This is a genomic window from Brevibacterium iodinum ATCC 49514 (genome assembly GCF_900169265.1).
GTDB classification, from domain to species: domain Bacteria; phylum Actinomycetota; class Actinomycetes; order Actinomycetales; family Brevibacteriaceae; genus Brevibacterium; species Brevibacterium iodinum.
Genome location: NZ_FXYX01000007.1, coordinates 1 through 24,825 on the forward strand (window position 1 = coordinate 1; position 24,825 = coordinate 24,825).

At 64.9% G+C, this 24,825-nt stretch carries 20 protein-coding genes and 2 tRNA genes; 13 read left to right on the forward strand and 9 right to left on the reverse strand.

All coding sequences use genetic code 11. The features are described from left to right. Positions 1-237: 237 nt before the first annotated feature. Positions 238-311: transfer RNA gene (locus tag BI49514_RS06920), tRNA-Met, on the reverse strand. Positions 312-550: 239 nt separating this feature from the next. Here BI49514_RS06920 and BI49514_RS06925 point away from each other — a divergent pair. Beyond that, positions 551-1,099 carry a YceI family protein gene (locus tag BI49514_RS06925; protein ID WP_101545466.1) on the forward strand — a complete coding sequence of 183 codons (549 nt, stop codon included), beginning with the start codon at positions 551-553 and terminating at the stop codon, positions 1,097-1,099. 218 nt (positions 1,100-1,317) lie between these two features. Here the strand turns inward: BI49514_RS06925 and BI49514_RS06930 are convergent, their stop codons facing one another. The 5 genes from BI49514_RS06930 to BI49514_RS06950 are packed head-to-tail and all read right to left on the reverse strand — an operon-like array spanning position 1,318 to position 6,322. Further along, positions 1,318-2,583 (reverse strand): aminotransferase class I/II-fold pyridoxal phosphate-dependent enzyme, encoded by a 1,266-nt coding sequence (locus BI49514_RS06930; RefSeq protein WP_101545468.1) that lies wholly within the window; start codon positions 2,581-2,583, stop codon positions 1,318-1,320. Further along, positions 2,583-3,374: a histidinol-phosphatase gene (gene hisN, locus BI49514_RS06935; RefSeq protein ID WP_101545469.1), complete on the reverse strand. Its 792-nt coding sequence runs from the start codon at positions 3,372-3,374 to the stop codon at positions 2,583-2,585. The genes BI49514_RS06930 and hisN overlap by 1 nt, the downstream gene beginning before the upstream one ends. A gap of 9 nt (positions 3,375-3,383) precedes the next feature. After that, positions 3,384-4,487 carry a ribosome small subunit-dependent GTPase A gene (gene rsgA / locus BI49514_RS06940; RefSeq protein WP_101545471.1) on the reverse strand — a complete coding sequence of 368 codons (1,104 nt, stop codon included), beginning with the start codon at positions 4,485-4,487 and terminating at the stop codon, positions 3,384-3,386. A gap of 1 nt (position 4,488) precedes the next feature. Then, positions 4,489-5,817, reverse strand: a complete 1,329-nt coding sequence (gene aroA, locus BI49514_RS06945) for a 3-phosphoshikimate 1-carboxyvinyltransferase (protein ID WP_101545664.1) — start codon at positions 5,815-5,817, stop codon at positions 4,489-4,491. A gap of 7 nt (positions 5,818-5,824) precedes the next feature. Beyond that, positions 5,825-6,322: a DoxX family protein gene (locus BI49514_RS06950; RefSeq protein WP_101545473.1), complete on the reverse strand. Its 498-nt coding sequence runs from the start codon at positions 6,320-6,322 to the stop codon at positions 5,825-5,827. 145 nt (positions 6,323-6,467) lie between these two features. Here BI49514_RS06950 and BI49514_RS06955 point away from each other — a divergent pair, with 145 nt between their 5' ends. Next, positions 6,468-7,124, forward strand: coding sequence for a sigma-70 family RNA polymerase sigma factor (locus BI49514_RS06955; RefSeq protein WP_420808557.1), 657 nt, complete (start codon positions 6,468-6,470; stop codon positions 7,122-7,124). Next, a complete protein-coding gene (gene rsrA / locus BI49514_RS06960; RefSeq protein ID WP_039210641.1) occupies positions 7,121-7,378 on the forward strand; it encodes a mycothiol system anti-sigma-R factor in 258 nt (85 codons plus the stop codon). The genes BI49514_RS06955 and rsrA overlap by 4 nt, the downstream gene beginning before the upstream one ends. 97 nt (positions 7,379-7,475) lie before the next feature. Here rsrA and BI49514_RS17270 read toward each other — a convergent pair whose 3' ends face one another. The 3 genes from BI49514_RS17270 to BI49514_RS06975 all read right to left on the reverse strand — a co-directional run bounded on the left by BI49514_RS17270 (position 7,476) and on the right by BI49514_RS06975 (position 12,057). Next, entirely contained in the window at positions 7,476-7,550 is a 75-nt protein-coding gene (locus tag BI49514_RS17270) for a 50S ribosomal protein bL37 (RefSeq protein ID WP_098731028.1), read from the reverse strand. A gap of 173 nt (positions 7,551-7,723) precedes the next feature. Continuing rightward, complete coding sequence (locus BI49514_RS06970) at positions 7,724-8,338, reverse strand: GDSL-type esterase/lipase family protein (protein ID WP_101545477.1); 615 nt, start codon at positions 8,336-8,338, stop codon at positions 7,724-7,726. Further along, positions 8,335-12,057 carry a multifunctional oxoglutarate decarboxylase/oxoglutarate dehydrogenase thiamine pyrophosphate-binding subunit/dihydrolipoyllysine-residue succinyltransferase subunit gene (locus BI49514_RS06975; protein WP_101545478.1) on the reverse strand — a complete coding sequence of 1,241 codons (3,723 nt, stop codon included), beginning with the start codon at positions 12,055-12,057 and terminating at the stop codon, positions 8,335-8,337. The genes BI49514_RS06970 and BI49514_RS06975 overlap by 4 nt, the downstream gene beginning before the upstream one ends. Before the next feature lie 102 nt (positions 12,058-12,159). Between BI49514_RS06975 and guaB1 the strand changes: the two genes are divergently transcribed. From guaB1 to lysA, 10 genes are all read left to right on the forward strand, one after another. Beyond that, complete coding sequence (gene guaB1 / locus BI49514_RS06980) at positions 12,160-13,617, forward strand: GMP reductase (protein WP_101545480.1); 1,458 nt, start codon at positions 12,160-12,162, stop codon at positions 13,615-13,617. A 131-nt stretch (positions 13,618-13,748) separates the two neighbouring features. Continuing rightward, positions 13,749-15,080: a hemolysin family protein gene (locus BI49514_RS06985; protein ID WP_101545481.1), complete on the forward strand. Its 1,332-nt coding sequence runs from the start codon at positions 13,749-13,751 to the stop codon at positions 15,078-15,080. Continuing rightward, a complete protein-coding gene (locus BI49514_RS06990; RefSeq protein ID WP_101545483.1) occupies positions 15,077-16,138 on the forward strand; it encodes a hemolysin family protein in 1,062 nt (353 codons plus the stop codon). Before BI49514_RS06985 ends, BI49514_RS06990 begins: the two co-directional genes overlap by 4 nt. A 439-nt stretch (positions 16,139-16,577) precedes the next feature. After that, positions 16,578-17,615 (forward strand): M15 family metallopeptidase, encoded by a 1,038-nt coding sequence (locus BI49514_RS06995; protein ID WP_101545484.1) that lies wholly within the window; start codon positions 16,578-16,580, stop codon positions 17,613-17,615. Positions 17,616-17,727: 112 nt separating this feature from the next. Then, a tRNA-Arg gene (locus BI49514_RS07000) sits at positions 17,728-17,803 on the forward strand. Between the two features lie 122 nt (positions 17,804-17,925). Next, positions 17,926-18,699: an ABC transporter ATP-binding protein gene (locus tag BI49514_RS07005; protein WP_101545486.1), complete on the forward strand. Its 774-nt coding sequence runs from the start codon at positions 17,926-17,928 to the stop codon at positions 18,697-18,699. After that, positions 18,696-21,245, forward strand: coding sequence for an ABC transporter permease (locus BI49514_RS07010; protein WP_101545487.1), 2,550 nt, complete (start codon positions 18,696-18,698; stop codon positions 21,243-21,245). The genes BI49514_RS07005 and BI49514_RS07010 overlap by 4 nt, the downstream gene beginning before the upstream one ends. Positions 21,246-21,294: 49 nt before the next feature. Next, entirely contained in the window at positions 21,295-22,470 is a 1,176-nt protein-coding gene (locus BI49514_RS07015; protein WP_101545489.1) for an MFS transporter, read from the forward strand. 84 nt (positions 22,471-22,554) lie between these two features. After that, positions 22,555-23,382 carry a DALR anticodon-binding domain-containing protein gene (locus tag BI49514_RS07020; protein ID WP_167443940.1) on the forward strand — a complete coding sequence of 276 codons (828 nt, stop codon included), beginning with the start codon at positions 22,555-22,557 and terminating at the stop codon, positions 23,380-23,382. After that, entirely contained in the window at positions 23,382-24,821 is a 1,440-nt protein-coding gene (gene lysA / locus BI49514_RS07025) for a diaminopimelate decarboxylase (RefSeq protein ID WP_101545492.1), read from the forward strand. The genes BI49514_RS07020 and lysA overlap by 1 nt, the downstream gene beginning before the upstream one ends. Positions 24,822-24,825 lie beyond the last annotated feature (4 nt).

Consider the following 24,825-nt stretch of genomic DNA (forward strand, 5'->3'; position numbering starts at 1 on the left):
AGATCCCGACGAGGACATCGTTCGAGTCAGTAGTTCTGAGGGTCATGATGATCGATGGGACGGTCAGTTCCTACTCTGCCAGCCAGTCCCAGACCAGCCACCATCAATACTCACAGTAGTTCTGGGACGCTGAGCCGAGCGGTCGGCAGGAATCGGCTCAAAAAGGTCGGTTGGAAAAGGGATTGAATGAGAAGAACCCCCAGCCAGTTGAACTGACTGAGGGCTCTGCCGCTATCGTGGCGGGGGAGGGATTTGAACCCCCGACCTCCGGGTTATGAGCCCGGCGAGCTACCGAACTGCTCCACCCCGCGGCGTGTTCTTAACTCTACACGAGGGGTCACCTGACGGCCAAACCGAATACAGGTGACCTCCGCCACATGGTCACTTGCCGTTCACCTGCGGAGTCTGAGGCCGCATGCCAGCGCTTCGCCTGCAGGGCCTGATGCCGCATGGCAGTGCTTCCTGACGGGAAGCGCGAGGGGCTTGCATATGATTGAAAGTTGAACTAGAGTCATTCTTGTACTTCAAATTTCAAGCAAAAGGAGAAATCATGACTGCTCTGCCTCAGGGACTCACCGCCGGAAGCTGGAACATCGACCCCATCCACTCGGAGTTCACCTTCACCGCTCGGCACGCCGGCGTCTCGAAGGTCCGCGGTCACTTCGAAGAGATCGCCGGCAGCGTGAACGTCGGTGAGACCCTCGAAGACAGCGCCGTGTCCGCTGAGGCCTCAGCGAACTCGATCAACACCCGCAACGAACAGCGCGACGGTCACCTGAAGAGCGGTGACTTCTTCCTGGCCGAGGAACACCCGAAGCTGAGCTTCAAGTCGACCGCGATCAAGGCCGACAGCGCCGATGAGTTCGAGACCGTCGGTGAGCTGACGATGCGCGGCGTGACCAAGGAAGTCGCCTTCGCCACCGAATTCGCAGGAGTTGCCACCGACCCGAACGGCAACCAGGTCGCCGGCCTCTCGGCCACCACCACGGTCAACCGCAAGGACTTCGGAATGTCCTTCGAAGCCGTCCTCGGCGGAGGAGAGCTTCTCGTCTCCGACAAGATCAAGATCGAACTCGAACTCGAGCTCGTCAAGGCCTGATGTGCCCTGAGCTGGGCTGCTGATCGGCGCGTGCGCCGACACGGAGCCAGACTCAGCGGGTAGCGTCGCTGCCCGATGCAGAAGGGGCGAACCGCCTTTGCGGTTCGCCCCTTCTGGCGTCTTTGGGCGCGGCGACTTATGTCCCTCGGCGCGGCGATTCCCGTGCCGTCCCTCGTATCAGGAACTCATTCTGCCTCGGCCACGGAAGCTAGTGATATTCAGTTGTTCCGACGCAGCGCGTCCGGGTGCTCCCGCAGATGGCCTCCGAGTGCGATGAACAGTTGTGCGCCCTTGTCGACATCGGCAACGGACTTGCAGAACGAATATCGGATCGAGGACCTATAGGCCTCGTACGCCGGGCTGCCCGGCCTGCACAGAGCCGGTACGGGAATTCCGACCAAGGAGAATTCTCTGGCCAGCAGCTCATTGAGCTCGAAGGCGTCGCGATCCGTCAGCGCAGAGAAGTCAACCACTGTGAAATAGCCGGCGCGCGGAGTGGACACTTCAGCGCCCGGCACTGAGCTACAGGCGGGCACGAGGACCTCGGCGCGTGCCCGCAGCGAAGCTCGGTTCTCGGCGACAAACTGCGAATCGCCGACCAACATATCGGCCATTCCGATCTGCATCGGACCGCCGGCCGTGAACGACAGGAACTGCTTGACGGTCTGAATGGCCTGGCGAACCTCGGGAGAGGCGATGACCCAGCCGATCTTCCACCCTGTCGTGTTCCACGATTTGCCCGCCGAGGAGACCGTGACGACGCGTGCAGAATCCTCGATGGCAACGGCGGGAGGGACATGCCCCAGATCAGTGAGGACTAGCTGCTCGTAGACCTCATCGGAGAGCACCCAGGCGTCGACCGCCTCGGCGGCTCGTCCGATCCGGGCGAGATCAGCGGCAGAGAAGATGAACCCGGTGGGATTGTGCGGAGTGTTGACGAGGATGATTGCCGGATCGACTTCGGCGATCACTCGGTCGAAAGCCTCCCAGTCCGGGGCGAAGTCACCACGGCCATCGGGGAGGATCGGCACCGTGTGCAGAGTTCCGCCGGCGGCAGCGATCGCCGCCGGATAGGAGTCGTAGAACGGTTCGAAGGCGACGAGGGAGCCGCCGCGCGGCAGCAGTGCGAGGATCGCGGCGGTCAGGCCCTCCGTGGCGCCCGCAGTGTAGAGCACCTCGTCCGGATCGACGTGCTGTCCGAAATCGCGTTCGCGTTGAGCGGCCACGGCATCGAGCAGCTGCGGGTATCCCTGACCGGGGGCGTACTGATTGAAACCGGCCCGCATCGCCTCTTCCGTAGCGGCGATGAGCTCGTCCGGGGGCTCCGTGCCCGGAGCGCCCTGCCCCAGGTTGACGGCTCCGACCTCGGCGGCGAACTTCGTCATCTGCCCGTAGATCGTCTCACCGATCGACCCATCCGGATTCGTGAGCCCTGCGGCCCCGGCCATCTCATGCCACAGCGAGGCTCCCATGATGTCCGGCATCAGGAGACCTCCGCGGGAGCGACCCGACCGAGTCGATCGAGTGCGGCTTCATGGAGGCGAGAATTGCTGGCCAGCGCATTGCCGCCGAACGGCCCCGGAACACCGCCCGTGTTCGTGAAGGTGCCTCCGGCTTCGAGGACGATGGGTACGAGCGCTCCCATATCGTAGAGCGCGAGCTCGGGCTCGCAGGCGAGGTCGACAGCCCCCTCGGCGAGCAGCATATAGGAGTAGAAGTCGCCGTATCCGCGAGTGCGCCACAGCGAATCGCAGAGATCGAGGAACTCACCGAGGATGCCGAGTTCCTTCCAGCCCGACAGCGACGAATACGACAGGGACGCGTCGGCGAGAGAATCGACGGATGACACAGCGATGCGTTCGGCCGGGGACCCGAGCTCGGTCGCGTAGGCGCCCTGGCCCGTCTCCGCCCACCATCGGCGACCGAGCGCGGGAGCGGAGACGACTCCCAGCAGCGGCTGATCACCGTCGTAGAGGGAGATCAGCGTCGCCCACACCGGGACCCCGCGCACGAAGTTCTTCGTTCCGTCGATGGGATCGATGATCCACCGTCGCGATGACTGCCCGTGTGCACCGAATTCCTCACCGAGCACGCTGTCATCGGGTCGAACCTCTGTGAGGCGATCCATGATCGCCTTCTCCACCGCACGGTCGCATTCGGTGACCGGAGTGAGATCGGGTTTGGTTTCGACGGCGAAGTCCTGTGCCCGGAAGTGCGGGTGGCTGATGGCATCGGCGAGATCGGCGAGTTCGATCGCCAGGTCGAGGTCGTTCATGCCTCCAGCCTATCCAGTCGAGGGCAGCAGCCGGCGCAGAGACTCCAGCCGTGAGACTCCTCCCGGTCCGGCCTTGCCGTCGGCCACCCATTCATCGAGTCGGCAGCCGGGAGAGTCCGCGAGGTGAGTGCATCCGCGGGGGCAATCGGCCGTGGCCTCGACGAGTTCGGGGAAGGCGGAGAGCAGGGTCTCCCGGTCCACATGGGCCAGGCCGAAGCTGCGCACTCCCGGGGTGTCGATGAGCCATCCGCCGCGTTCCAACGGCAGGCACACGGCCGAGGACGAAGTGTGACGTCCGCGTCCGGTCACGTCGTTGACATGGCCCGTCGCGCGATCGGCGGCGGGAACGAGAACGTTGGTGAGCGTGGATTTGCCCACCCCGGAATGGCCGACGAGGACGCTGATGCGTCCACGGAGACGCTCGGCCACCTCGGCGTGGGGTTCTGTCTCGTCGCGGGCCGCAGCGTTCGCGACGATTGTCGTATCGGTCGGCTCAGCAGCGGGATCGATGGAGGATTCGACGATGTCGATCCCGGACGCGGAGAAGCGTTCCTTCAGCTCCGTCGCCGGGCGCAGATCGGTCTTCGTGACGATGAGCAGGGGAGTGATCCCTGAGTCGAAGGCCGCGACGAGCGCGCGATCGATGAGGCCCAACGAGGGTTCCGGGTCCACGGTGGCCGTGACGATGCCCATGACGTCGACGTTGGCGACGAGGACGCGCTCGGTTGGGTCGGTGTCATCGGCGCTGCGGCGCAGCAGGGTCTGCCGCTCGGTGATCTCCACGAGCCTGGCCAAGGTGCCCTCGGCCCCCGAGATGTCGCCGACGAGGCGGACGACGTCTCCGGGAACGATCGCCTGCTTGCGCAGGTGCGAAGCGCGCACCGCCGTCACCGAGGTGGCCCCCCGTGACCGTTTGCCCTTCTTCCGAATCGAGGGGCTCGACGGGAAGTTCCCGTCGTCGTCAGCGAGGATGACTCGGTACCGGCCCCGATCGACCGCGGTGACCAGACCCGAAACAGCATCCTTGTGGTCGGGGCGGTTCTTCGTCCGCGGTCGTGAACCGCGTCGGTTCGGCCGGGGGCGGTAGTCCTCATCGCGAAAGATCTTCGCCATATCAGGCTCCGGGGGTGAGCATGGCTTCCCACATCTGAGTGAAGGCAGGCAGGGTCTTGGCCACAGTGCCGGCGTTCTCGATGACCATACCGTCATTGCGCAGGGCGAGGACGGCACCGGCCATGACCATGCGGTGGTCGTGGTAGGTATGCCACAGCGCCGGGCGCAGGTGCGTGGTGCCGGTGATCGTCAGCGCCTCGGCATGTTCGACGACATCGACGCCGATGGCACCGTACTCTCTGGTCAGAGACGCCAGACGGTCGGTCTCGTGCCCACGCAGATGCCCGATACCGCGCAGCTGCGACGTTCCCTCGGCCAAAGCTGCGAGAGCCGAGACCACTGGGGTGAGTTCGCCGACGGCCGACAGGTCGAGATCGACCGGGGTGAGCCTGTCCGGGCCCTGCACATGCAGTCCTTCCCTATCGAGGCGCACCGTGGCTCCGAAAGCCTCGGCGATCTCCCGGAAACCGTCACCTGCCTGCGTCGTGTGCACGGGCCAGTCGGCGATGGTCACGGATCCGGCGGTCGCCACGGCCGCCGCTGCGAAGGCTGCGGCATTGGACAGATCGGGTTCGACCTGCACGTCGAGACCGCGCGGAAGTCCTGGTTCGACGATCCAGCGCTCGGGTTCGGGCTCGCTGATGTCGACGCCCGCGTCGCGGAGGACTTCGATCGTCATATCCACATGCGTTCGGCTGGGCACCGAGTCCGCAGTGTTGGTGAGTTCGAGTCCCAACGGCATGACGGGAGCGGCGAGGAGCAGACCAGAGACGAATTGGCTGGAGGCGCTGGCGTCGATGCCGAGGTGGCCGCCGCGCAGCTGAGAGTCGGCGTGGATCGTCATCGGCAATGTGCTCGCGGCGGAGGTGATCGACGCACCGAGCTCCCGCAGCGACTCGATCGTCACCGACATCGGCCGCACCCGGGCCTGTTCGTCGCCGTCGAGGACGACCTCCCGGCCTGTGAGCGCGGCAAGTGGGGGGATGAAGCGCATCACGGTTCCTGCGAGACCACAGTCGATGGTGATCGGTGCGGAATCCTGCGCAGCTGCGTCTGTAGGCGCGTGTCCGCCTGGGAAAGGGATCGGTTCGATGCGGAGCTCATCGCCGTCTTCGTCGATCACGGCGCCGAGGCGACGCAGGGCGTCGACCATGAGAAGGGTGTCGCGGCTGCGCAGCCATCCTTTGAGATCGGATCCGGAACGGGCGAGAGCTGCAAGGATGAGATAGCGGTTCGTCAGGGACTTGGAACCGGGGACGGTCACAGTGGCAGAGACGGCGGAACCGGCGACCGGCGGCTGCCAGTCGCCGGTCGCCGGGGGAGTGTGCATGGAGATGTCAGTCAACTCCGAGTGCGCTCAGAGCCTGCTTCGAGGTGTCTTCCACGCTCGACCACAGGTCTTCGGCCGCGTGCTGGGTCCGCCACCACAGGCCGGGGCGTCCAGCAGTGTCGACGGCGGCGAGCAGGGCACCGCCGAGCATCGAGGTGCGCAGCAGACTGCGTTCGTTGCGAGCCTTCTTCTCCTCCTTCGACGTCGTCTTGTCAGCAGACAGACGCTCACCGACGGTGTCGAGCAGGTAGGTGCCGACGAGGATCGATGCGCTGAGGCGGGGGAAGCGTCCGATGGCGAGCATCGAACCGGCAGCGACCTGTGCAACACCGGTGGCTCGGGCGAGAGTCACTGCGTCGACGGGGACGTCGACCTGCTTGCGAGCCTGATTGAGAAGCGGGCCGACCGATGCGGCCGCTGCCTCCGGCTTGCGCAGTCGTTCGACGCCGTTGAGTATGTAGCCGGCGGCCAGCATGGGCCGTGCGATAAGACGAATGGGAGACACAGTGGTCCTTCCTACGTGGCGGTCATCTCACTGGCAAGCATAACTGCTGAGGTGGGAATAGTGGGACGTCGGTCCGATGTTGTACGGGGTGAAGCCATTCGACGGGTGCACCCGTCGGGAAGTCGACAGGCAGAAGGAGAAGTCTATGAGCGCCACTGCCGTCCTGGAGAGAACGGGCGTACCATTGACTGCGATGACCGAATCAGTCAAAGAAGCCCCCGAAACCGACGCCGAGAGGTCGGCGCGTTTCGAACGGGATGCTCTGGAATATGTCAACCAGCTCTACGCAGCTGCTCTGCGTATGACCCGAAATCCGGCCGACGCCGAAGACCTCGTCCAGGAAGCCTATGCGAAGGCGTATGCCGCCTTCCACCAGTACAAGCCCGGAACCAACCTCAAAGCCTGGCTGTATCGGATCCTGACGAACACCTTTATCAACAACTACCGCAAGAAGCAGCGTCAGCCGCAGGAACACGGCAGCGAAGACATCGAGGACTGGCAGATCGCACAGGCGAACAGCCACTCGTCCTCCGGCGGTCGTTCCGCCGAACTCGAAGTCCTCGACCACCTTCCCGACTCCGACGTCAAGGAAGCGCTCTCGGCACTGCCCGAAGACTTCCGCATGGTCGTCTACTATGCCGATGTCGAAGGACTGCCGTACAAGGAGATCGCCGAGATCATGGAGACGCCGATCGGCACTGTGATGTCCCGATTGCACCGCGGTCGCCGACAGCTGCGGGAGATGCTGGCCGACTACGCCGCCGAGCGCGGTTTCGTGAGTCATGAGAGAGGTGCGAAATGAGCGACGAAGGATGCTGCGAAAGCGTCAGGACCGAGTCACTGATGCGCATCTACCACTACCTGGACGGAGAACTGACGACGACGGAGATCCGCGAGATCTCGATCCACCTCGAACAGTGCCCGTCGTGTCATGACGAGTACGAGATCGAAGCGCTGCTCAAAGAGCTCGTGCGTCGTTCGTGCAGCCACGATCGTGCCCCGATGGGACTGCGAGAGAAGATCCGCCAGCGGATCGCGCTCGAACAGAACTCCTGACCGGCGCCCAGACACAGGGGAGTCCACGGACACAGCGAAGGCGGGAAGAGAAACGAATCTCTTCCCGCCTTCGTCATTCACCGAACGTATCAGCGAATCATGCGTTTGGACGCTTGCCGTGGTTAGCTTTCTTACGGCGGCGATCGCGACGCTTACGGCCACGCTTGCTCATTGTGCCCTCCTTTGATAGACGCTCAATTGTCTCATGATCACCCGAGCAGAGCAAAGTCGGACCAGGTCACTCTCTTTGCCGAATCGGTCTGGCAAGAAGATGCGACTGTCACCGCTGAGCTCTTCGTCGGCCGGGCACCGCAGAGATCTTCGGTCGGGCACCCCACCTATGGCTCAGCTGTCGCCGAGGACGTCTTGAACTCCCAGCCAGTTGAACCAGCCGCGATGGAGAACCAGCCAGGCCAGCAGACCGTATCCTTCCTGCGCCGGCAGATGGTCCCGCGACGATGCGACCTCGCGCTGCCATACGGGATGGCCGAGGAGGGGCGTGAAGGTGTCGACATAGGTGATGCCGCGCCGCTTGGCCACATCGGAGAAGCTGGCATTGAGCTCGGCGATGCGACGGTTGCGGTCACCGTCGTGTTCAGGCGGTGGACCCAGCACGAACGTCGAGACCTTCCGAGCCAACGCCTCGTCGAGGATGTTGGCGACATCGAGGCGGGCCCTGGCCACCGAACGCCCCGAATCGAGATCCCCGGAACCCAGAGCCAACACCAGACGGTTGTCCCCTTCCCGAGTGAACCGCAGGGACGCCTCGGCGATGGTCCGGGCTTGAAGACCGGCAGAATCCTCGGTCGGAACTGCCAGAGGATACACCTTGAGTGCAGGCAGACTCGGCAGAGTCCTCGCCGTCACCCGACCGACCCACCCGAGGCCACGCCCATCGCCGTGTCCGGCGACCAAAGGGCCTCCGACCACGGCGATGGTTGTGGTGACGTCGCTGCTCACCGGCTGAAGATCCGGTCGACGAGTTCCCTCTGCTGAGCTTCGTGGAAGTGCTTCAGCCCAGTTGAGGTGGCTGCAGAAGCGGCACGAGAGATGACCTTGACCTCACGTCCGCCGAGGAGCTCCGGCAGGTGCAGTGCCATGAACGGCCATGCACCCTGGTTCTCCGGTTCTTCCTGGGCCCAGACGATCTCGGCATCGGCCGGGAAGCGGTCGAGCACAGCGGTGATGGCCGCCTCGTCGAGCGGGTAGAGCTGCTCGAGGCGGACGAGCGCCATCTTCGTGTCGTTGTCCTTCTCCCGCTTGGCCTTGAGCTCCCAATAGAGCTTGCCGGAGACGAGGACGACGCGCTCGACCTGCGAGGCATCGACACCCGTATCGTCGATGACGGCCTGGAACTTGCCTGAGGTGAAGTCCTCCGGCGAGTTCGCTGCAGCCTTGAGGCGCAGCATCGACTTCGGGGTGAAGACGATGAGCGGACGCTTGTTCGTCGTCGAGGCGTGGCGACGCAACAGGTGGAAGTACGAGGCACCCGAGGACGGGTAGGCCACCGTCATGTTGTTCTCCGCGCACAGCTGGAGGTAACGCTCGATGCGGCCCGAGGAATGGTCGGGTCCCTGACCCTCGTAGCCGTGGGGCAGGAGCATGACGACACCGGAGTTCTGCTGCCACTTCTGCTCAGAGGAGGAGATGAACTCGTCGATGACGGTCTGCGCACCCTGTGCGAAGTCACCGAACTGAGCCTCCCAAGCCACGAGGGCGTCCTTGCGTTCGACGGAGTAGCCGTATTCGAAGCCGACGGCGGCGTACTCGCTGAGCAGGGAGTCGTAGACCCAGAATCGAGCCTGCTCCTCGGTGAGGTTCTGCAGCGGCGTCCATTCATTGCCGTTGACCGAGTCGATGAGCACCGAGTGGCGCTGGACGAAGGTCCCGCGACGGGAGTCCTGGCCCGCCAGCCGCACCGGCACGCCGTCCATGAGCAGCGAACCGAAGGCCAGCAGCTCGGCGAAGCCCCAGTCGATTCCGCCCGACAGCGACATCTCCTTGCGCTTCTCGAGCAGCGCCCGCAGCTTCTTGTGAACCGTGAAGCCCTCGGGGATCTCGGTGAAGGCCTCGCCGATGCGCTGCAGCGTCTCGGGACTGATGGCCGTCTCGGCATCGTTGAAGGTCTCGATGTCACTCGGCTCGTAGGGAGCGTTGAACGCTTCTCCGTCGTAGGAACCGGTCTCGGCTTCCTTGGTCTCGGCGAAGGCCGATTCCAGCTTGGACTGGTAGTCCTTGAGCGCCTCGGCGGCCTCTTCGTCGGTGATGCACTTCCTGCCGACGAGGGATTCGGTGTAGAGCTTGCGCACCGAGCCCTTCTTCTCGATGAGGGAGTACATCGTCGGCTGGGTCATCGACGGATCGTCGCCCTCGTTGTGGCCGCGACGGCGGTAGCACACGAGGTCGATGACGACGTCCCGGTTGAATTCCTGGCGGTATTCGAAGGCTAGGCGGGCCGCCCGGACGACGGCTTCGGGGTCATCGCCGTTGACGTGGAAGATCGGGGCGTTGATCGACTTGGCGACATCCGTGCAGTAGAACGAGGACCGCGCCGAGGCGGGGGGCGTGGTGAACCCGACCTGGTTGTTGATGATGACGTGGACCGTTCCGCCGGTGCGGTAGCCCCGCAGCTCGGAGAGGTTGAGCGTTTCGGTGACCACGCCCTGTCCGGCGAATGCGGCATCGCCGTGGACGAGGACCGGCAGCACGGTGAAACCGGACTCGCCCTGGTCGACGAGATCCTGCTTGGCGCGCACGATGCCTTCGAGGACCGGATCGACGGTCTCGAGGTGGCTGGGGTTGGCCGCGACGTAGACGCCGGTGGTGTTGCCTGCCGGAGAGGTGAACGAACCCTTGGTGCCCAGGTGGTACTTCACATCGCCGGAGCCCTGGACGCTGTCCGGGGACATGGTTCCGTCGAACTCACGGAAGATCTGCGCATAGGACTTGCCGGCGATGTTCGTCAGCACATTGAGGCGACCACGGTGGGCCATGCCGATGGCGACCTCATCGAGGCCGGTGTCGGCGGACTGGTTGAGGATCTCGTCGAGCAGGACGATCGCGGACTCTCCGCCTTCGAGGCTGAAGCGCTTCTGTCCGATGTACTTCGTCTGGAGGAAGGTCTCGAAGGCCTCGGCGGCGTTGAGACGGCCGAGGATGTGTCCCTGCTCCGAACGGGTGAGCTCCTGATGCGGGATCTCGATCTTCGACTGGAACCAACGGCGCTGGACCGGGTCGGCGATGTGCATGTATTCGAAGCCGGTGGTCCGACAGTAGCTCTCACGCAGCAGTCCGAGGATGTTGCGGAAGGGCATCATCGGCTTCGATCCGAACCCGCCGGTGGGGAACTCGCGTTCGAGATCCCACAGGGTCAGACCGTGCTGATTGATATCGAGATCCGGGTGGGACCGCTGACGATAGACCAGAGGATCGATATTGGCCATGAGGTGACCGCGCGTGCGGTAGGCATCGATGAGTTCGATGACGCGTGCGGTCTTATTGACGTCGTCCTGGTCTTCGGCCGAGACGTCGGGAACCCAGCGCACCGGCTCATAGGGCAGGCGCAGGGATTCGAAGACATCGTCGTAGAAGCCGTCTTCGCCGAGCAGGTAGCTGTGGACGAGCTTGAGGAACTCGCCCGAACCGGCTCCCTGGATCACGCGGTGATCGTAGGTCGAGGTCATGGTCAGCACCTTGGACACGGCCAGAGAGTTGATGGTCTGCTGGCTGGCACCCTGGAACTCGGCGGGGTAGTCGAGCGCGCCGACGCCGATGATGCAGCCCTGGCCCTTGGTCAGACGCGGAACGGAGTGGACCGTGCCGATCCCGCCTGGGTTCGTCAGCGAGACGGTCGTGCCGGCGAAGTCGTCGGCGGTGAGCTTGCCCTGCCGTGCCTTGTCGACGAGGCCGTCGTAGGCGTCGACGAACTGGCGGAAGGTCAGCGTCTCGGCCTTCTTGACGTTGGGCACCAGCAGGGTGCGTGATCCGTCTTTCTTCGGCACGTCGATGGCGAGACCGAAGTTGATGTGGGCGGGGGAGACCATCACGGGCTTGCCGTCGCGTACGTCGTAGGAGACGTTCTGCGAGGGGAAGTTCCGAAGGGCGCGGATCACGGCGAAGCCGATGAGGTGGGTGAAGGAGACCTTCCCGCCTCGGGTGCGCTTGAGGTGCGAGTTGATGACGATCCGGTTGTCGATGAGCGCCTTGGCAGGCAGGGCCCGGACCGAGGTGGCGGTCGGGACTTCGAGCGACTCATCCATGTTCTTGGCGATGAGCTTCGCGGGGCCGCGCAGGGGAGTGATCGTCTCCTCCGGTGCGGGCTTCGGTGCGGCGTCCTTCGCGGTGACCTTCGGCACGGACTTGGTCTCTGCCTTCAGCGTCTCGGACTCAGCCGAAGACGGAGAGACGCCGCGAGAGGTCTCGCGGGAGGTCGACGGGGATGCAGCTGAGGCAGGGGCCTTGGCATCCGACTTATTCGCGGCCGGCTTCGCCTCCTGCTTGGCGGCGGGCTCGGCAGCGGACTGAGCGCCTCCGCCGTTCTTTTCGTACTTGTCGAAGAAGGGCCACCAGGACTGGTCGACCGAATTCTTATCTGACTTGTACTGCTCATACAATTCCTCGACCAGCCACTCATTCGACCCGAAGTCTTCAACGGTGCGGTTCGGAGTATTGACGGACACGGCGTTGATCGCCTACTTCCTGATTCAAGACTTGCTGCTTAACGACATCTCCAAGCCTAACGTGATGTGCCATCGAATGTGCAGTTAAGGGACAATAGTGTTATGCGTTTCATCTCAAATGACCCGAACACCGATCTCACCTACTCCGATGTCTTCCTCGTGCCGAACTCGTCGGCGCTGACATCGCGCTTCGAAGTCGACCTCAAGACGACCGATCCGACCGGGTCGACGACGCCGCTCGTGGCAGCGAATATGACCGCCGTGTCCGGTCGACGGATGGCGGAGACGATGGCACGTCGCGGGGGACTGGCGGTGCTGCCCCAGGACATTCCGCTGACCGCCGCGCAGGAGACCATCGCATGGGTCAAGAGCCGCGACAGGATCTTCGAATCCGCGCTGCGTTTCTCACCCGAGGACACAGTGCTCAATGCCCTGCACGTGCTGGCCAAGCGTCCGCACGGCTTCGGCGTCGTCGTCGACGACGCGGGAAAGCTCGAGGGCATCATCAATGCCGCGGATCTGCGCGGAGTCGATCGCTTCACCACGGTGTCGGAGCTGTTGGACTCCTCACCGCATGTCATCCGCGCCTCCGAGGTCGACTGGGAGGACGCTGCGCAGCTGGAGTCCCTCTTCGAGTCGATGACGGAGTCGCGTGCCGAGTTCGCCGCCGTCGTCGACGATGAGAACACGGTGCTCGGCAGCCTGACTCCGAAGTCGCTGCTGCGCTCGTCCATCTACACGCCCAATGTCGACGATCGGGGACGGCTGAAGATCGCCGTGGCCATCGGCGTCAACGGTGCCGCGGTCGAACGTGCCGCTGCGCTGGTCGAAGCCGGTGCGGACGTCCTCGTCGTCGACACCGCCCATGGCCACCAGGTGAAGATGCTCGACACGCTGTCGGCGATCGCCGATGCCGAGCTCGGGGTGCCGATCGTGGCGGGAAACGTCGTCACCGCCGAAGGGGTCCGCGACCTCGTCGCTGCTGGCGCCGACATCGTCAAGGTCGGAGTCGGCCCGGGCGCCATGTGCACGACCCGGATGATGACCGCGGTCGGTCGTCCACAGTTCTCCGCAGTGCTCGAATGCGCCGAGGCGGCTCGCGAGCTGGGTGCCCATGTGTGGGCCGACGGCGGAGTCCGCTACCCCCGCGATGTCGCTCTGGCCCTGGCGGCCGGAGCCTCTCAGGTGATGGTCGGATCCTGGTTCGCCGGGACCCACGAGTCGCCCGGCGACCTGCTCGTCGACGGAGAGGGTCGGAAGTACAAGGAGAGCTTCGGCATGGCTTCGGCTCGGGCCGTGGCCAACCGGACCAGAGCGGAATCGGCCTTTGCGCGCGCTCGGAAGGGACTGTTCGAAGAGGGCATCTCTTCGTCAACCATGTACATCGACCCTGAATCTCCTGGGGTCGAGGACCTGCTCGACGGCATCACTTCAGGCGTCCGCAGCTCCTGCACCTACGCCGGGGCCGGTGATCTCGGAGAATTCGCGCGTCTGGCCGCGGTCGGTGTCCAGAGCGCCGCCGGCTACGAAGAGGGCCGACCGCTGTCGGGAAGTTGGTAAGATCTCCTCATGCACAGTGACAGTCCCGGCCGGCGGGAAGCCGGCGCCCCAGATGACGACCCTCACCCCGCGAGGGTCTCACACCTCAACTGCTCTGCTGAGCAGATAGCGAACTGCGGGGGCAGTCACTGATGGAATGGATACTCCTCGCCCTCGCACTGCTGCTCATCCTCGGCACCGGAGTCTTCGTCGCAGCCGAATTCTCGCTGCTGACTCTCGACCGCCACACAGCCGATAAGGCGGTTGAAGAAGGTGTCGTCGGCGCGAAGACGCTGCGGCGTTCGATGACCCACCTGTCCACCCAGCTCTCGGCAGCGCAGGTGGGCATCACGATCACCACTCTGCTCACCGGTTACCTCATGGAACCGTCCTTGGGCAGGCTGCTGGCGCCGCTGTTCGAGGCCTGGGGCGTCGGCCCCGGCCTCGCGGCCCCGCTGGCGCTGACCATCGCCCTCATCGTGTCCACCGTGGGATCGATGATCTTCGGAGAGCTCGTGCCGAAGAACCTCGCTATCGCTGTGCCGCTGGCGACCGGTCGCATCGCGGCACCGATGCAGTACGTCTTCTCGATCGTCTTCAAGCCCGTCATCGCCGTCCTCAACGGCACGGCGAACAAGATCCTCATGTCGATGGGCATCGAGCCGCAGGAAGAAGGTTCGGTGGGGCGTTCCCCGGAGGAGCTGACCTCACTCGTGCGGCACTCCGCCGAAGAGGGCGTGCTCGATGAGCAGACCGCAGGTCTGCTGGAGAGGACTCTGAGCTTCTCCGAGCGCACCGCGGAAGACGTGATGACTCCGCGCACGCGCATGTCCACGGTGGACAAGGACACCACGGCTCGACAGATCATCGAACAGGCCCGGGACACCGGATTCTCCCGGTTCCCCGTGGCTGACGAGGACAAGGACCACATCGTCGGAGTCGTTCACGTCAAACAGGCCTTCGCCGTGCCTCCGAGCAACCGCGACGACGCCTACGCAGGAGGTCTGATGACCGAGGTCCGTGAGATCCCGGAGACGCAGCGCCTCGACCCGCTGCTCTTGGAGCTGCGCGCCACCGGTCTGCAGATGGCTGTGGTCGTCGACGAGTTCGGCGGCACAGCTGGAGTGGTCACCCTCGAGGATGTCGTCGAGGAGCTCGTGGGCGAGGTCGCCGATGAGCACGATCGAATGCGCGTCGCGGCACGACCGGCTCGCGACGGCTCCTGGATCGTGCCCGGTCAGCTGCGGCCCGATGAGATCTCGTCGACGATAGGGGTCACGATCCCGGAGGACTCCGACTACGAGACTCTGGCCGGATTCGTCCTCAAGGAGCTCGGGCGGATTCCCGAACCGGGTGACGAGGTCTGCATGGAGGATGCCCGCATCGTGGTCGAACGGATGCACGGACGACGCATCGAACGCCTCCGTGTGGTGCTGCGCGCCGCCGACGCAGGGGCTTTCGAAACCGGAGGTGAGACTCGATGAGCGCCGACTGGTTCGGACTGGTCTGGCTGGTCGTTCTCCTGCTGGGCAACTCCTTCTTCGTCGCCGCTGAATTCGCGATTGTCGCTGCCAAGCGATCACAGATCGAACCGCGAGCGGCCGAAGGCTCGGCGGCGGCCAAGACCGCTCTCTATGCGATGGAGCACGTGTCACTGATGCTGGCGATCTGCCAGCTCGGCATCACCGTGTGCTCCCTGCTTCTGGGCAATGTGGCCGAACCGGCCATCCACCACCTGCTCGCCGGTCCCCTCGAGGGCCTGGGCATTCCCGCCGGACTGTCCTCGACGATCTCCTTCGTCCTGGCGCTCGGCGTCGTGACCTACCTGCACGTGGTCATCGGTGAGATGGTGCCGAAGAACCTGGCGCTGGCCGCCTCCGGCCAGGCCGTGATGCTGCTCGCGACACCGCTGGTGTTCCTGGCGCGGGTCTTCGGTTTCGTCATCCGTCCCCTCAACGGCCTGGCCAACGGGGTCCTCCACCTGTTCAAGATCGAGGCCCGTGACGAGGTCAACGAGGCTTATACGATCGAGCAGGTCGAATCGATCGTGGCCGAGTCGAAGCGCGAGGGACTGCTCAGTGATGACACTGGGCTGCTCAAGGGTGCCATCGAGTTCAGCGACAAGACTGCGTCCGACATCATGGTCCCGATGTCCGAACTCATCACGATCTCGGACAAAGTGACCCCGAACGAGCTTGTGACCTTGGTCGGCAAGACAGGCTTCTCCCGATACTTCGTCGTCGGTGACGACGGGTATCCGCAGGACTACCTCCACATCAAGGATGTCCTCTACGCAGACACCGAAGAGGCCTTCGACGCTCCAGTGCAGAGCAAGCGCTTCCGCCCCCTGTTCACGGTCACAGCCGATGACGAGGTCGAAGAGGCGCTGGCGCAGATGCAGAAGGCGGGAATCCATGTCGCCCGCGTCATCGACTCGCAGGCGCAGGTCCTCGGCCTGCTGTTCCTCGAAGACGTGCTCGAAGAGCTCGTCGGCGAAGTCCAGGACGCGATGCAGCGGGGACGATTCGACTTCCGCCGCTGAGCATTCTGCGCCGGCCGATCCGCCCGGCTCACCCTTTCGCCTCGACGGCGGTCTCCTGATTGCGGGGAGGCCACCGTCGAGGCGTTTCGTCCGCTCTCGGCGCTGTGCCGGTGCGCGGGGCCACGTGTTCGGCTGTCGGACAGTGTCTGTGCTTGTGGGAAGTGCCGTTCGACGCTTGTGGGAAGTGCCGTTCGATGCGGACTCCCAAACGTGAGCGACTGTGTAACGGTTCGTAACGAAACAGTGATTCAGGACACCTGGAGTAGGGCGCCTGTAGTGAACTGTGACCATGCATCGTCAGGAAATGACCTGGTCACACGCTGTATTTGAACTGAAGGTGACATTCTGTAACGATGTCGTTATAGTGTTGTGACATCAGCTTTCGGGCGCCCGGCAGAGGGCTTCCACCGCACAATCTTCACCAACAGTATGGAGCACTATGTCGAGTGAGCTCTCGACCGTCGAGGCGCCGCCGGTCCGCCGACGTGATCTGCGGAAGCAGAACGCCTCTTCGCAGGTTTCGACGATCAAGTCTTCGCATCCCGTGACATCGCAGTCGCGGCACAGCGCAACCGCAGCCCTCTCACCTCGTCGCGCGGCGATGGCCGCCGAGGCCCGCGCGGCAGCGGGCTCACCGCGACGGGCTGCGATGGCCAAAGAGGCTTCTCGACCGATGACCCCTGCAGGGCATACGTCGACGCTGGCCGCAGCTCAGCTCGGCAACCGCGGTTCCGACGGTTCGCTGCTGCGCTCGGTCCGCCGCCGTCAGGTCACCACCTTCTCCGCTCTGGCCACCGTCTCGGTTACCGGTACCGCCATCGCTGCCGTGATGGTTGCCGGCAACATGAGCGGCAACCAGGAAGTCAAGGTCGACGACACGGCCGCACAGTCCCAGCCACGTGCGATCAACGCCGAATCGGTCTCCGCCGACATCAAGGTCGACGACGATGACAAGACCTCGATGACCATCGGCGCCCCGAGCGCCAAGCAGACCAAGGTCGACGCGGCATCTCGCGCGATCACGAAGACCGTTCTGCCCGGCTGTGACGAAGCAGCGCCGAAGGGCGAGGCGAGCAACGGCGAGCTGCCCGACGGATGGCTGTGTGAGATCGGCGTGGGCAACCACAAGCTGCGCTCCGATGCGGCCGTGTCGTTCGCGAAGATGAACGCTGCCTTCAAGAAGGACACCGGCAAAGACCTCGCAGTCACCGACTCCTACCGGTCGCTGGAATCGCAGGTCTCCGTCGCCGCGCGCAAGCCCGGCTTCGCAGCTCGTCCCGGAACCTCCAACCACGGTTGGGGCCTTGCGCTGGACCTCGGCGCGGGAACGCAGAACGGAACCGGGCAGCAGTACGAATGGCTCGTCGCCAACGCTGAGAAGTTCGGGTGGGAGAATCCGGACTGGGCCAAGCGCAATTCCTATGAACTCTGGCACTGGGAATACGTGCCCGGCCGCAAGGCTATGAAGGGTGCCTGATCTGCCCGAACATCGCTGATCACAGCCCCACGACACCGCGGGCAGTCCTCGAGGACTGCCCGCGGTGTCGTTTTGGGAGGTGGTGCCCAACGGTGATAGAGTTGCATGCGTTGCCCGCGTAGCTCAGTGGATAGAGCGTCTGCCTCCGGAGCAGAAGGTCGTAGGTTCGAATCCTGTCGCGGGCACCACGATGCCGCCCATCTCAACTTCTGAGGTGGGCGGTTCTGCATAGGCGGTCCGAGTGGTCGGTGGTGCAGCCAGGATCTAAGGTAGTCGGAGACGAGACCCGGACCGCGATGTGAGGCATACGATGTCGGAACCTGCTGAAGAGCCCGTCCAGACCAGCGCGGGGGACGATGAGATCGTCCTCCGAGCGCAGGGACTGCGCAAGAGCTTCGGCCGCGGTGATACGGCAGTCGACGCTCTCGACGACATCAGCGTCGACTTCGAATCGGGACGCTTCACCGCCATCATGGGGCCCTCCGGATCCGGAAAATCGACGTTCATGCACGTGCTTGCCGGGCTCGACCGTGTCGATTCGGGTTCGATCATCATGCGCGGCCAGGACATCACCCGTCTCAACGACCGGCAGCTGACTCAGCTGCGGCGTGACCGCGTCGGCTTCATCTTCCAGGCCTTCAACCTCGTCCCGACGCTGAGCGCTGAACAGAACATCGAACTGCCGGTCTCGCTGGCCCGGAAGAAGATCGATCGCGAGTGGAAGGCCGAAGTGGTCGAACGCCTCGAACTCGGCGATCGTCTGCAGCATCGTCCGCACGAGCTCTCCGGCGGTCAGCAGCAGAGGGTCGCCGTGGCCCGGGCTCTGCTGACGCGGCCGGATGTCATCTTCGCTGATGAGCCCACGGGAAACCTCGACTCCCATGCCGGAGCGGAGGTCCTGTCCCTGCTCGGTCGGGCCACGACCCTGTACGGGCAGACGATCATCATGGTCACCAACGACCCCGTCGCCGCATCGCACGCCGGCCGGGTCGTCCTGCTCAAGGACGGGCGAGCCACGGGTGAAGTTCGTCAGCCGACGCGAGAGAGCGTGGTCACGGCGCTGAGTGAGCTGAGCTCTCTGTGATCGCAGTCGCCCTCGCGCAGATTCGGATCCACTGGGCCCGATTCCTCGCAATCGGCCTCGGCATCGCATTGGCTTCCGGATTCGTCGCAACAACCCTGATCATCAACTCCTCGCTGCAGGACAGCCTCGAACACGCGGTCGGCCGATCTTTCGAGAACGCCGACCTCACCGTCGTCCCGGACAGAGACGTCTTCGTCGGGGGAGACGAGGCGTCTCCGCTGCTGCGCCCCTTGGCCGATGTCGACGGGGTGGCTACCGCGTCGTTGTCGGCCCGCACAGTGACCACGGGCCGAGGATCCGCATTCTCCGAAAGCTCCTTTGCGCTGTCTCCGGTGCCTGCCGACGAACGGCTCGACACGTTCGAAATGGTCTCCGGTCAGCGACCGGAAGCAACGACGGACCTCGTGCTCGACACTCGCACGGCCAGCGATCTCAACCTCGGAGTCGGCGATGAGATTCGCTTCACCGTCGATGCGGTCCCGGTGGAGAGCGGAAACGATGACATGCCGATCTACCGGGGCCCGAGTCAGAGCAGCGTCACCTTCTCCGTCGTGGGCATCGCCGAAATGGGGCAGGACCCGGCGCTGCCCGGCGCCACTCGAGCGCTGACGACAGCATCGGGCTATCAGGAGTATTTCGCCCAGCAGGGCGATGTCATCGCCATTCAGATCGCCCTCGAGAGCGGCGCGGACCCAGAGGCTGTGCGTACTCAGCTGCAGAGGGTCATCGACGGTTCGGAACTGAGCGGCAGCCTCGGAGCGCTCTCCGTGGACGATGCCGTAAAAGCGAAGACCGACCGCCTCTCCGGCGGCAACGCCGTCGTAACCGGTCTTTTGCTCGTCTTCGCTGGAATCTCCGTCATCGTCGCCATCCTCGTCGTCTCCAACACCTTCTCCGTCATCGTCGCCGGACGCCGTCGGGAATTCGCTCTGCTGCGCTGCCTCGGCGCCACCCGCCTGCAGATGTACGGTTCGGTCGTGGCCGAAGGGCTCTTCGTCGGACTGCTCGGGTCGATCTTCGGTGTGCTCGCCGGGGTCGTCGGCAGTCGCGGACTGATGGCTGTGGCGGTGCGCTACTGGCCGCAGGAGTTCCCCTACGACACTCTCAGCGTTCCCGTCTCCGCCCTGGTCAGCGGTGTCGTCGTCGGTGCCCTGCTGACGATTGTGGCCACCATCCGACCGGCTCGCAGTGCCATCGCTGTGACACCTCTCGAAGCACTCCAGCCCTTCGACGCTTCCATCTCGCCGAGCACCCGCGCACGTCCGCGGCACCTCGTGGGTTTCGGCTGCATCGGGCTGGGTGTGGTTCTCGTCATCGTCTCGGTCTATGCGGTGTCGGCCTCTCAGCTCTGGATCCTCGGCGGAGCGCTGGGTGGGGGACTCGTGGTCACGGGGCTGGTCATCAGCGCGGCGAAGATCATCCCGCCCGTCGTCGCGTGGACGGGGGAGGTGCTCTTCAGCCCTTGGGGCGTTCCCGGTCAGCTGGCGACCCTGAACACATTGCGCAATCCGCGTCGCACCGCGGCCACAGCCACGGCGCTCATCATCGGTGTGACCTTGGTGGCGACGATCCTCGTGGGCGGCATGTCGACGAAGGCGACGCTCAGCCACGGACTCGACCAGCGTTATCCCGTCGACATCTCCGTGCCGCTGTCGGGCCTCGTCGATGATGACCAACTCGAAGATGTGCGCGGGATCCCCGGCGTGTCCACCGCGGTCCTCGCCCACCGCGCCGAGGCGGTCGAAGACTTCAAGGGCTCCCGTCCCGAGATCTTCGTCATCGACCCGGACAGCGCCGAGACCGTACTCGGAGGCGCGGCCGCGAATATCGTGTCCGGACGGGTCACGGTCCCCGAAGACTATCCTTCACCGACAGTGCGGGTGAAAGGGCTCAACGAGATGAGCGTGCCCGTGCACAGGGACGGCCTCTCCAGCCTCGCTTTCTTCACCGCCCCCGACGTCGGCAACGATCTCGGCATCTCGGCGACGACGACGGCCGTGCTCGTCCGCCTCGACGAGGATGTCGACGTCGACGAGATCACCCGCATCCGCCAGTCCGTGGCCGAGACGCTCGACGTCTCGAGCGACGAGGTCGGCGGCTCGGCCGTCGCCCGGGGCGCCTATTCCGAACTCATCGATGTCATGCTCGCCGGGGCCGTGGCTCTGCTCTTCGTCTCTGTGGTCATCGCGCTCATCGGCGTCTCGAACACGGTCAGCCTCTCCGTCATCGAGCGCCGCCGGGAGAACGCGCTGATGCGGGCGCTGGGGCTGAGCATCGCGCAGCTGCGGACTCTTCTGGCGCTCGAGGCGGTGCTCATCTCATCGGTGGCTGCACTGCTGGGACTCGTGCTCGGCGGTGCCCTGGGCATCGTCGGCACACGGTTGGTCACCCACGACTACTCCACCGACCTCATCGTCGACTTCTCTGCCCCGTCCTTCCTCGGCATCCTCGGCGTGGCGGTCGTCGCCGGCATCCTCTCCGCTCTGGCACCGGCCAGGCGAGCGTCCCGACTCTCACCGGTCGAAGGTCTCAAACTCGACTTCTGATGGGCCCCGGCCACCGAACCGGACGTCGGTGTCTGATAGGAAAGAGCTCATGAACTCCGCGCGCATCCGCTTTCTGATCGTCCTCGGAATCGTCTTCGCTGCCTTCAATCTGCGCCCCGGAGTCACCGGGCTCTCGCCTCTGCTCGACACCATGGGCGAAGAGATCGAACTGAGCGCGGTGTTCCTGGCCGTCATCGGCATGCTGCCGCCGCTGCTCTACGGCATCAGCGGCTTCATCACCCCGCGGCTCTATGCCCGCTTCTCCGGACTCGGCCTGACCTTGGCCGCCATGGTGATGGTGATGATCGGACTGGGTGTCCGCGCGGTCATCGATTCGCCGTCGCTGTTCCTGGCGCTGAGCGTGGTGGCCCTGCTGGGAATGGGCATCGGCAACGTCATCCTCCCGCCCCTGGTGAAATCGTATTTCCCCGACAGGGTGGCCCTCATGTCGACCGTGCACGTCGGGCTCCTTCAGTTCGGGACGTTCATTCCGCCGCTCGTGGCGGTTCCCCTCGCCTCCGGTGTCGGTTGGAGAGGCTCACTGCTCGTCTGGGCCGGTTTCGCGGCTCTGGGCGCGGTCGTGTGGATCGTCATCCGCATCGTCAGGCCCGCACCCGCCGCCGAGGTGGCCGTCGCCGTCGTCGGCGGCAGTGAGCTCTCCCGCCTCCTGCGCAGCCCTCGGGCCTGGGCGCTGATGACGATGACGGGTCTGACGTCGTTCAACAACTTCATCCTCTTCACCTGGCTGCCGGGCCTGCTCACCCGCTCCGGGTTCGATGCTGCCTTCGGTGGGGCGATGCTCGCGCTGGTCACCGCCATCCCTCTCGTCCTCGGATTCGTCCTGCCGACCCTGGCTCAGAAGATGACCTCGGCCTATCTCATCGTCGTCGGCTTCTGCCTCAGCCTGGCCGTGGGGTACCTGGGTCTGTGGCTGCTGCCGACAGCGGCTCCCGTGCTGTGGACAGTGCTGCTGGGCATCGGCATCTCCACGTTCCCACTCGCTCTGACACTCATCACCCTCCGGGCGCGAAACGCCGAGGCGGCGGCTTCCCTGTCCGGCTTCGTCCAGGGCGGCGGGTATCTCCTCGCGGCCACCGGCCCGCTGATCTTCGCCTTTCTCCTCCAGAGCTTCGACAGCATGTGGCCGGCATTCGTCGTGGTGCTCGCCTCGGTGGCCGTCAAATTCTTCGTCAGCCACGCCGCCTGCCGACCCGGCGCCATCTGAGGCCCGGCGGGCCTCCGTCTCGTCATGAGAGCGAAGATGACATCGGATTCGTCCTCGCCGTCCGGGCCCGAGTACTCTGTTCGAGTGACCCCGGAAGACTTGCAGACTGCACTCGTGCGCGCCTTGGCGACGGCCGAGGCAGGCCTCGTCGAACCGGGGTTCGCCATGCAGATCGACGTCCTGGCTCCGAACCGTTCCGAGCTCGGTGACTGGACGACGCCCGTGGCCCTGCGCGCCGCCGCTGCACCCGAGCAGCGGACCGAGCTCGCCGCACATCTGTGCACCGAACTGCGCGCCCTGACCGGGGTGGCGGATGCCGTCGTCGCCGGGCCCGGCTTCGTCAACGTGACCCTCACTCCCGCCGGCAGAGCACATGTGCTCAGCGAGATCATCACCGCAGCGGGGGAGACCGATTCGATCAAGAGAGTGGAACAGGACGGGTCGCCGCTGCGCACGCTGCTCGCCGCTGCGGACCGGGAATCGGCACAGGCGCCTGTCGTCGGCGACCACGACCGTGACGTCGACCCGGTCGCGGTGAACAGCCTGCAACGCGGCCATGCCGCCGCCTGCCGGGAGCAGCGGCGGGCGCACCGGGCGGGAATCCCGTCCGAGGCCGTCGACGCGGCGAGACTCGAGGATCCGAGCGAGACGCGAATGCTCAATGCCGTGGCGGGACTGCCGTCAGCGCTGGAACGCTCGCGCCGCCGCGGCGAGAACGATCTGTTCGTCAACGCTCTTATCGACCTCGGCGATGCCGTCGAGGACTGGATCCGCCGCTGTCCGGTCACTCCGACGGTCGATGAGGACATCACCGTCACCCATGCCTCCCGGCTCTTCGCTCTGAGAGCCGTCATCATCGTCCTCGCCGCAGGACTACGACAATTGGGCGCTTCGGCCCCGGAGAGGATCTGATGCCCGCACATATCGCAGGGACCCTGCACGCGACACCGGCCCCGGTGTGGCTGCCCTATCCCGATGACGTCAATGCGCTGCTGCCGAGTCTGTGGTCGGACAACGTCACGAAGACCGACGACGGTGTGCTCACGATCGCCGGTCATTCCGTGACGGACCTGGCCGAACGCTACGGAACCCCCACTCTCGTCATGGACGTCGCTGACTTCCGCAGCCGTGCCGAAGCCTACCTGAGCACGTTCTCCAACGCCTTCTCAGTAGAGAAAGGACTGGCCGGAGCTGATGTGTTCTACGCCGGGAAGGCCTTCCTGTGCACAGCTGTGGCCCGCTGGGTGCACGAGGCGGGGCTCGGCCTCGACACCTGCTCCCTGGGCGAGATGATGATCGCCCGCGCCGCCGGTGTCCCCGGCGACCGCGTCGGGCTGCACGGAAACAGCAAATCGACGGCGGAGCTCGAATACGCCCTCGACTACGGGGTGGCCAGGATCTTCGTCGACAGTCTCGATGAGGTCGCACGTCTGGAATCCATCGCTGCGGCCAGAGGAACGGTCGCCCCGGTCATGCTGCGAGTCACGGTCGGCGTCGAAGCGCACACCCACGACTTCATCGCCACGGCTCACGAAGACCAGAAGTTCGGGCTCTCTCTCGCCGACGGCACCGCCGCCCGGGCCGCTCGTCTGGTCGCCGAATCCGAACATCTGCGTCTCGACGGTCTCCACTCCCACATCGGTTCGCAGATCTTCGACATCTCCGGATTCCAGGTCGCCGCCGCCCGCGTACTCGCCTTCCGAGCCGAGATCATGGGCGAACACGGCATCGACCTGCCTGATGTCGACCTCGGCGGCGGCTTCGGCATCCGCTACACCTCCCAGGACACCCCGATCCCGGTCGCGGAGATGGCCGCAGAGCTCGCTGCCGTCGTGGCCAAGGAATGCCGGGGCCTGGGCACGAGCGTCCCCAGGATCTCCATCGAACCCGGTCGCGCCATCGTCTCCCCGGCGGTGTTCACTCTCTATGAGGTCGGCACCGTCAAACAGGTGAGCACGGACAGCGGCACTCGCACATATGTCGCTGTCAACGGGGGAATGAGCGACAACATCCGCACGGCACTCTACGACGCGGACTATTCGTGCACCCTGGCCAACCGGAACTCGAACGCCGAGCCTGCGATCGTGCGGGTCGTCGGCAAGCACTGCGAATCCGGTGACATCATCGTCCGCGACGAATACATGGGTGCAGACGTCACCGCAGGCGATCTCGTCGCGGTCCCCACCACCGGGGCGTACTGCCGCTCGCTGGCCAACAACTACAACCATCTGCCCCGGCCGGGCGTGCTGGCCGTCGAGGCCGATAGAGTTGAGTGGATCGTGACCCCCGAAGACCACACGCAGATGTTCGCCACGGACCCGGGAATGGCCGGGGGAGAGACGTCGAACTGATGAG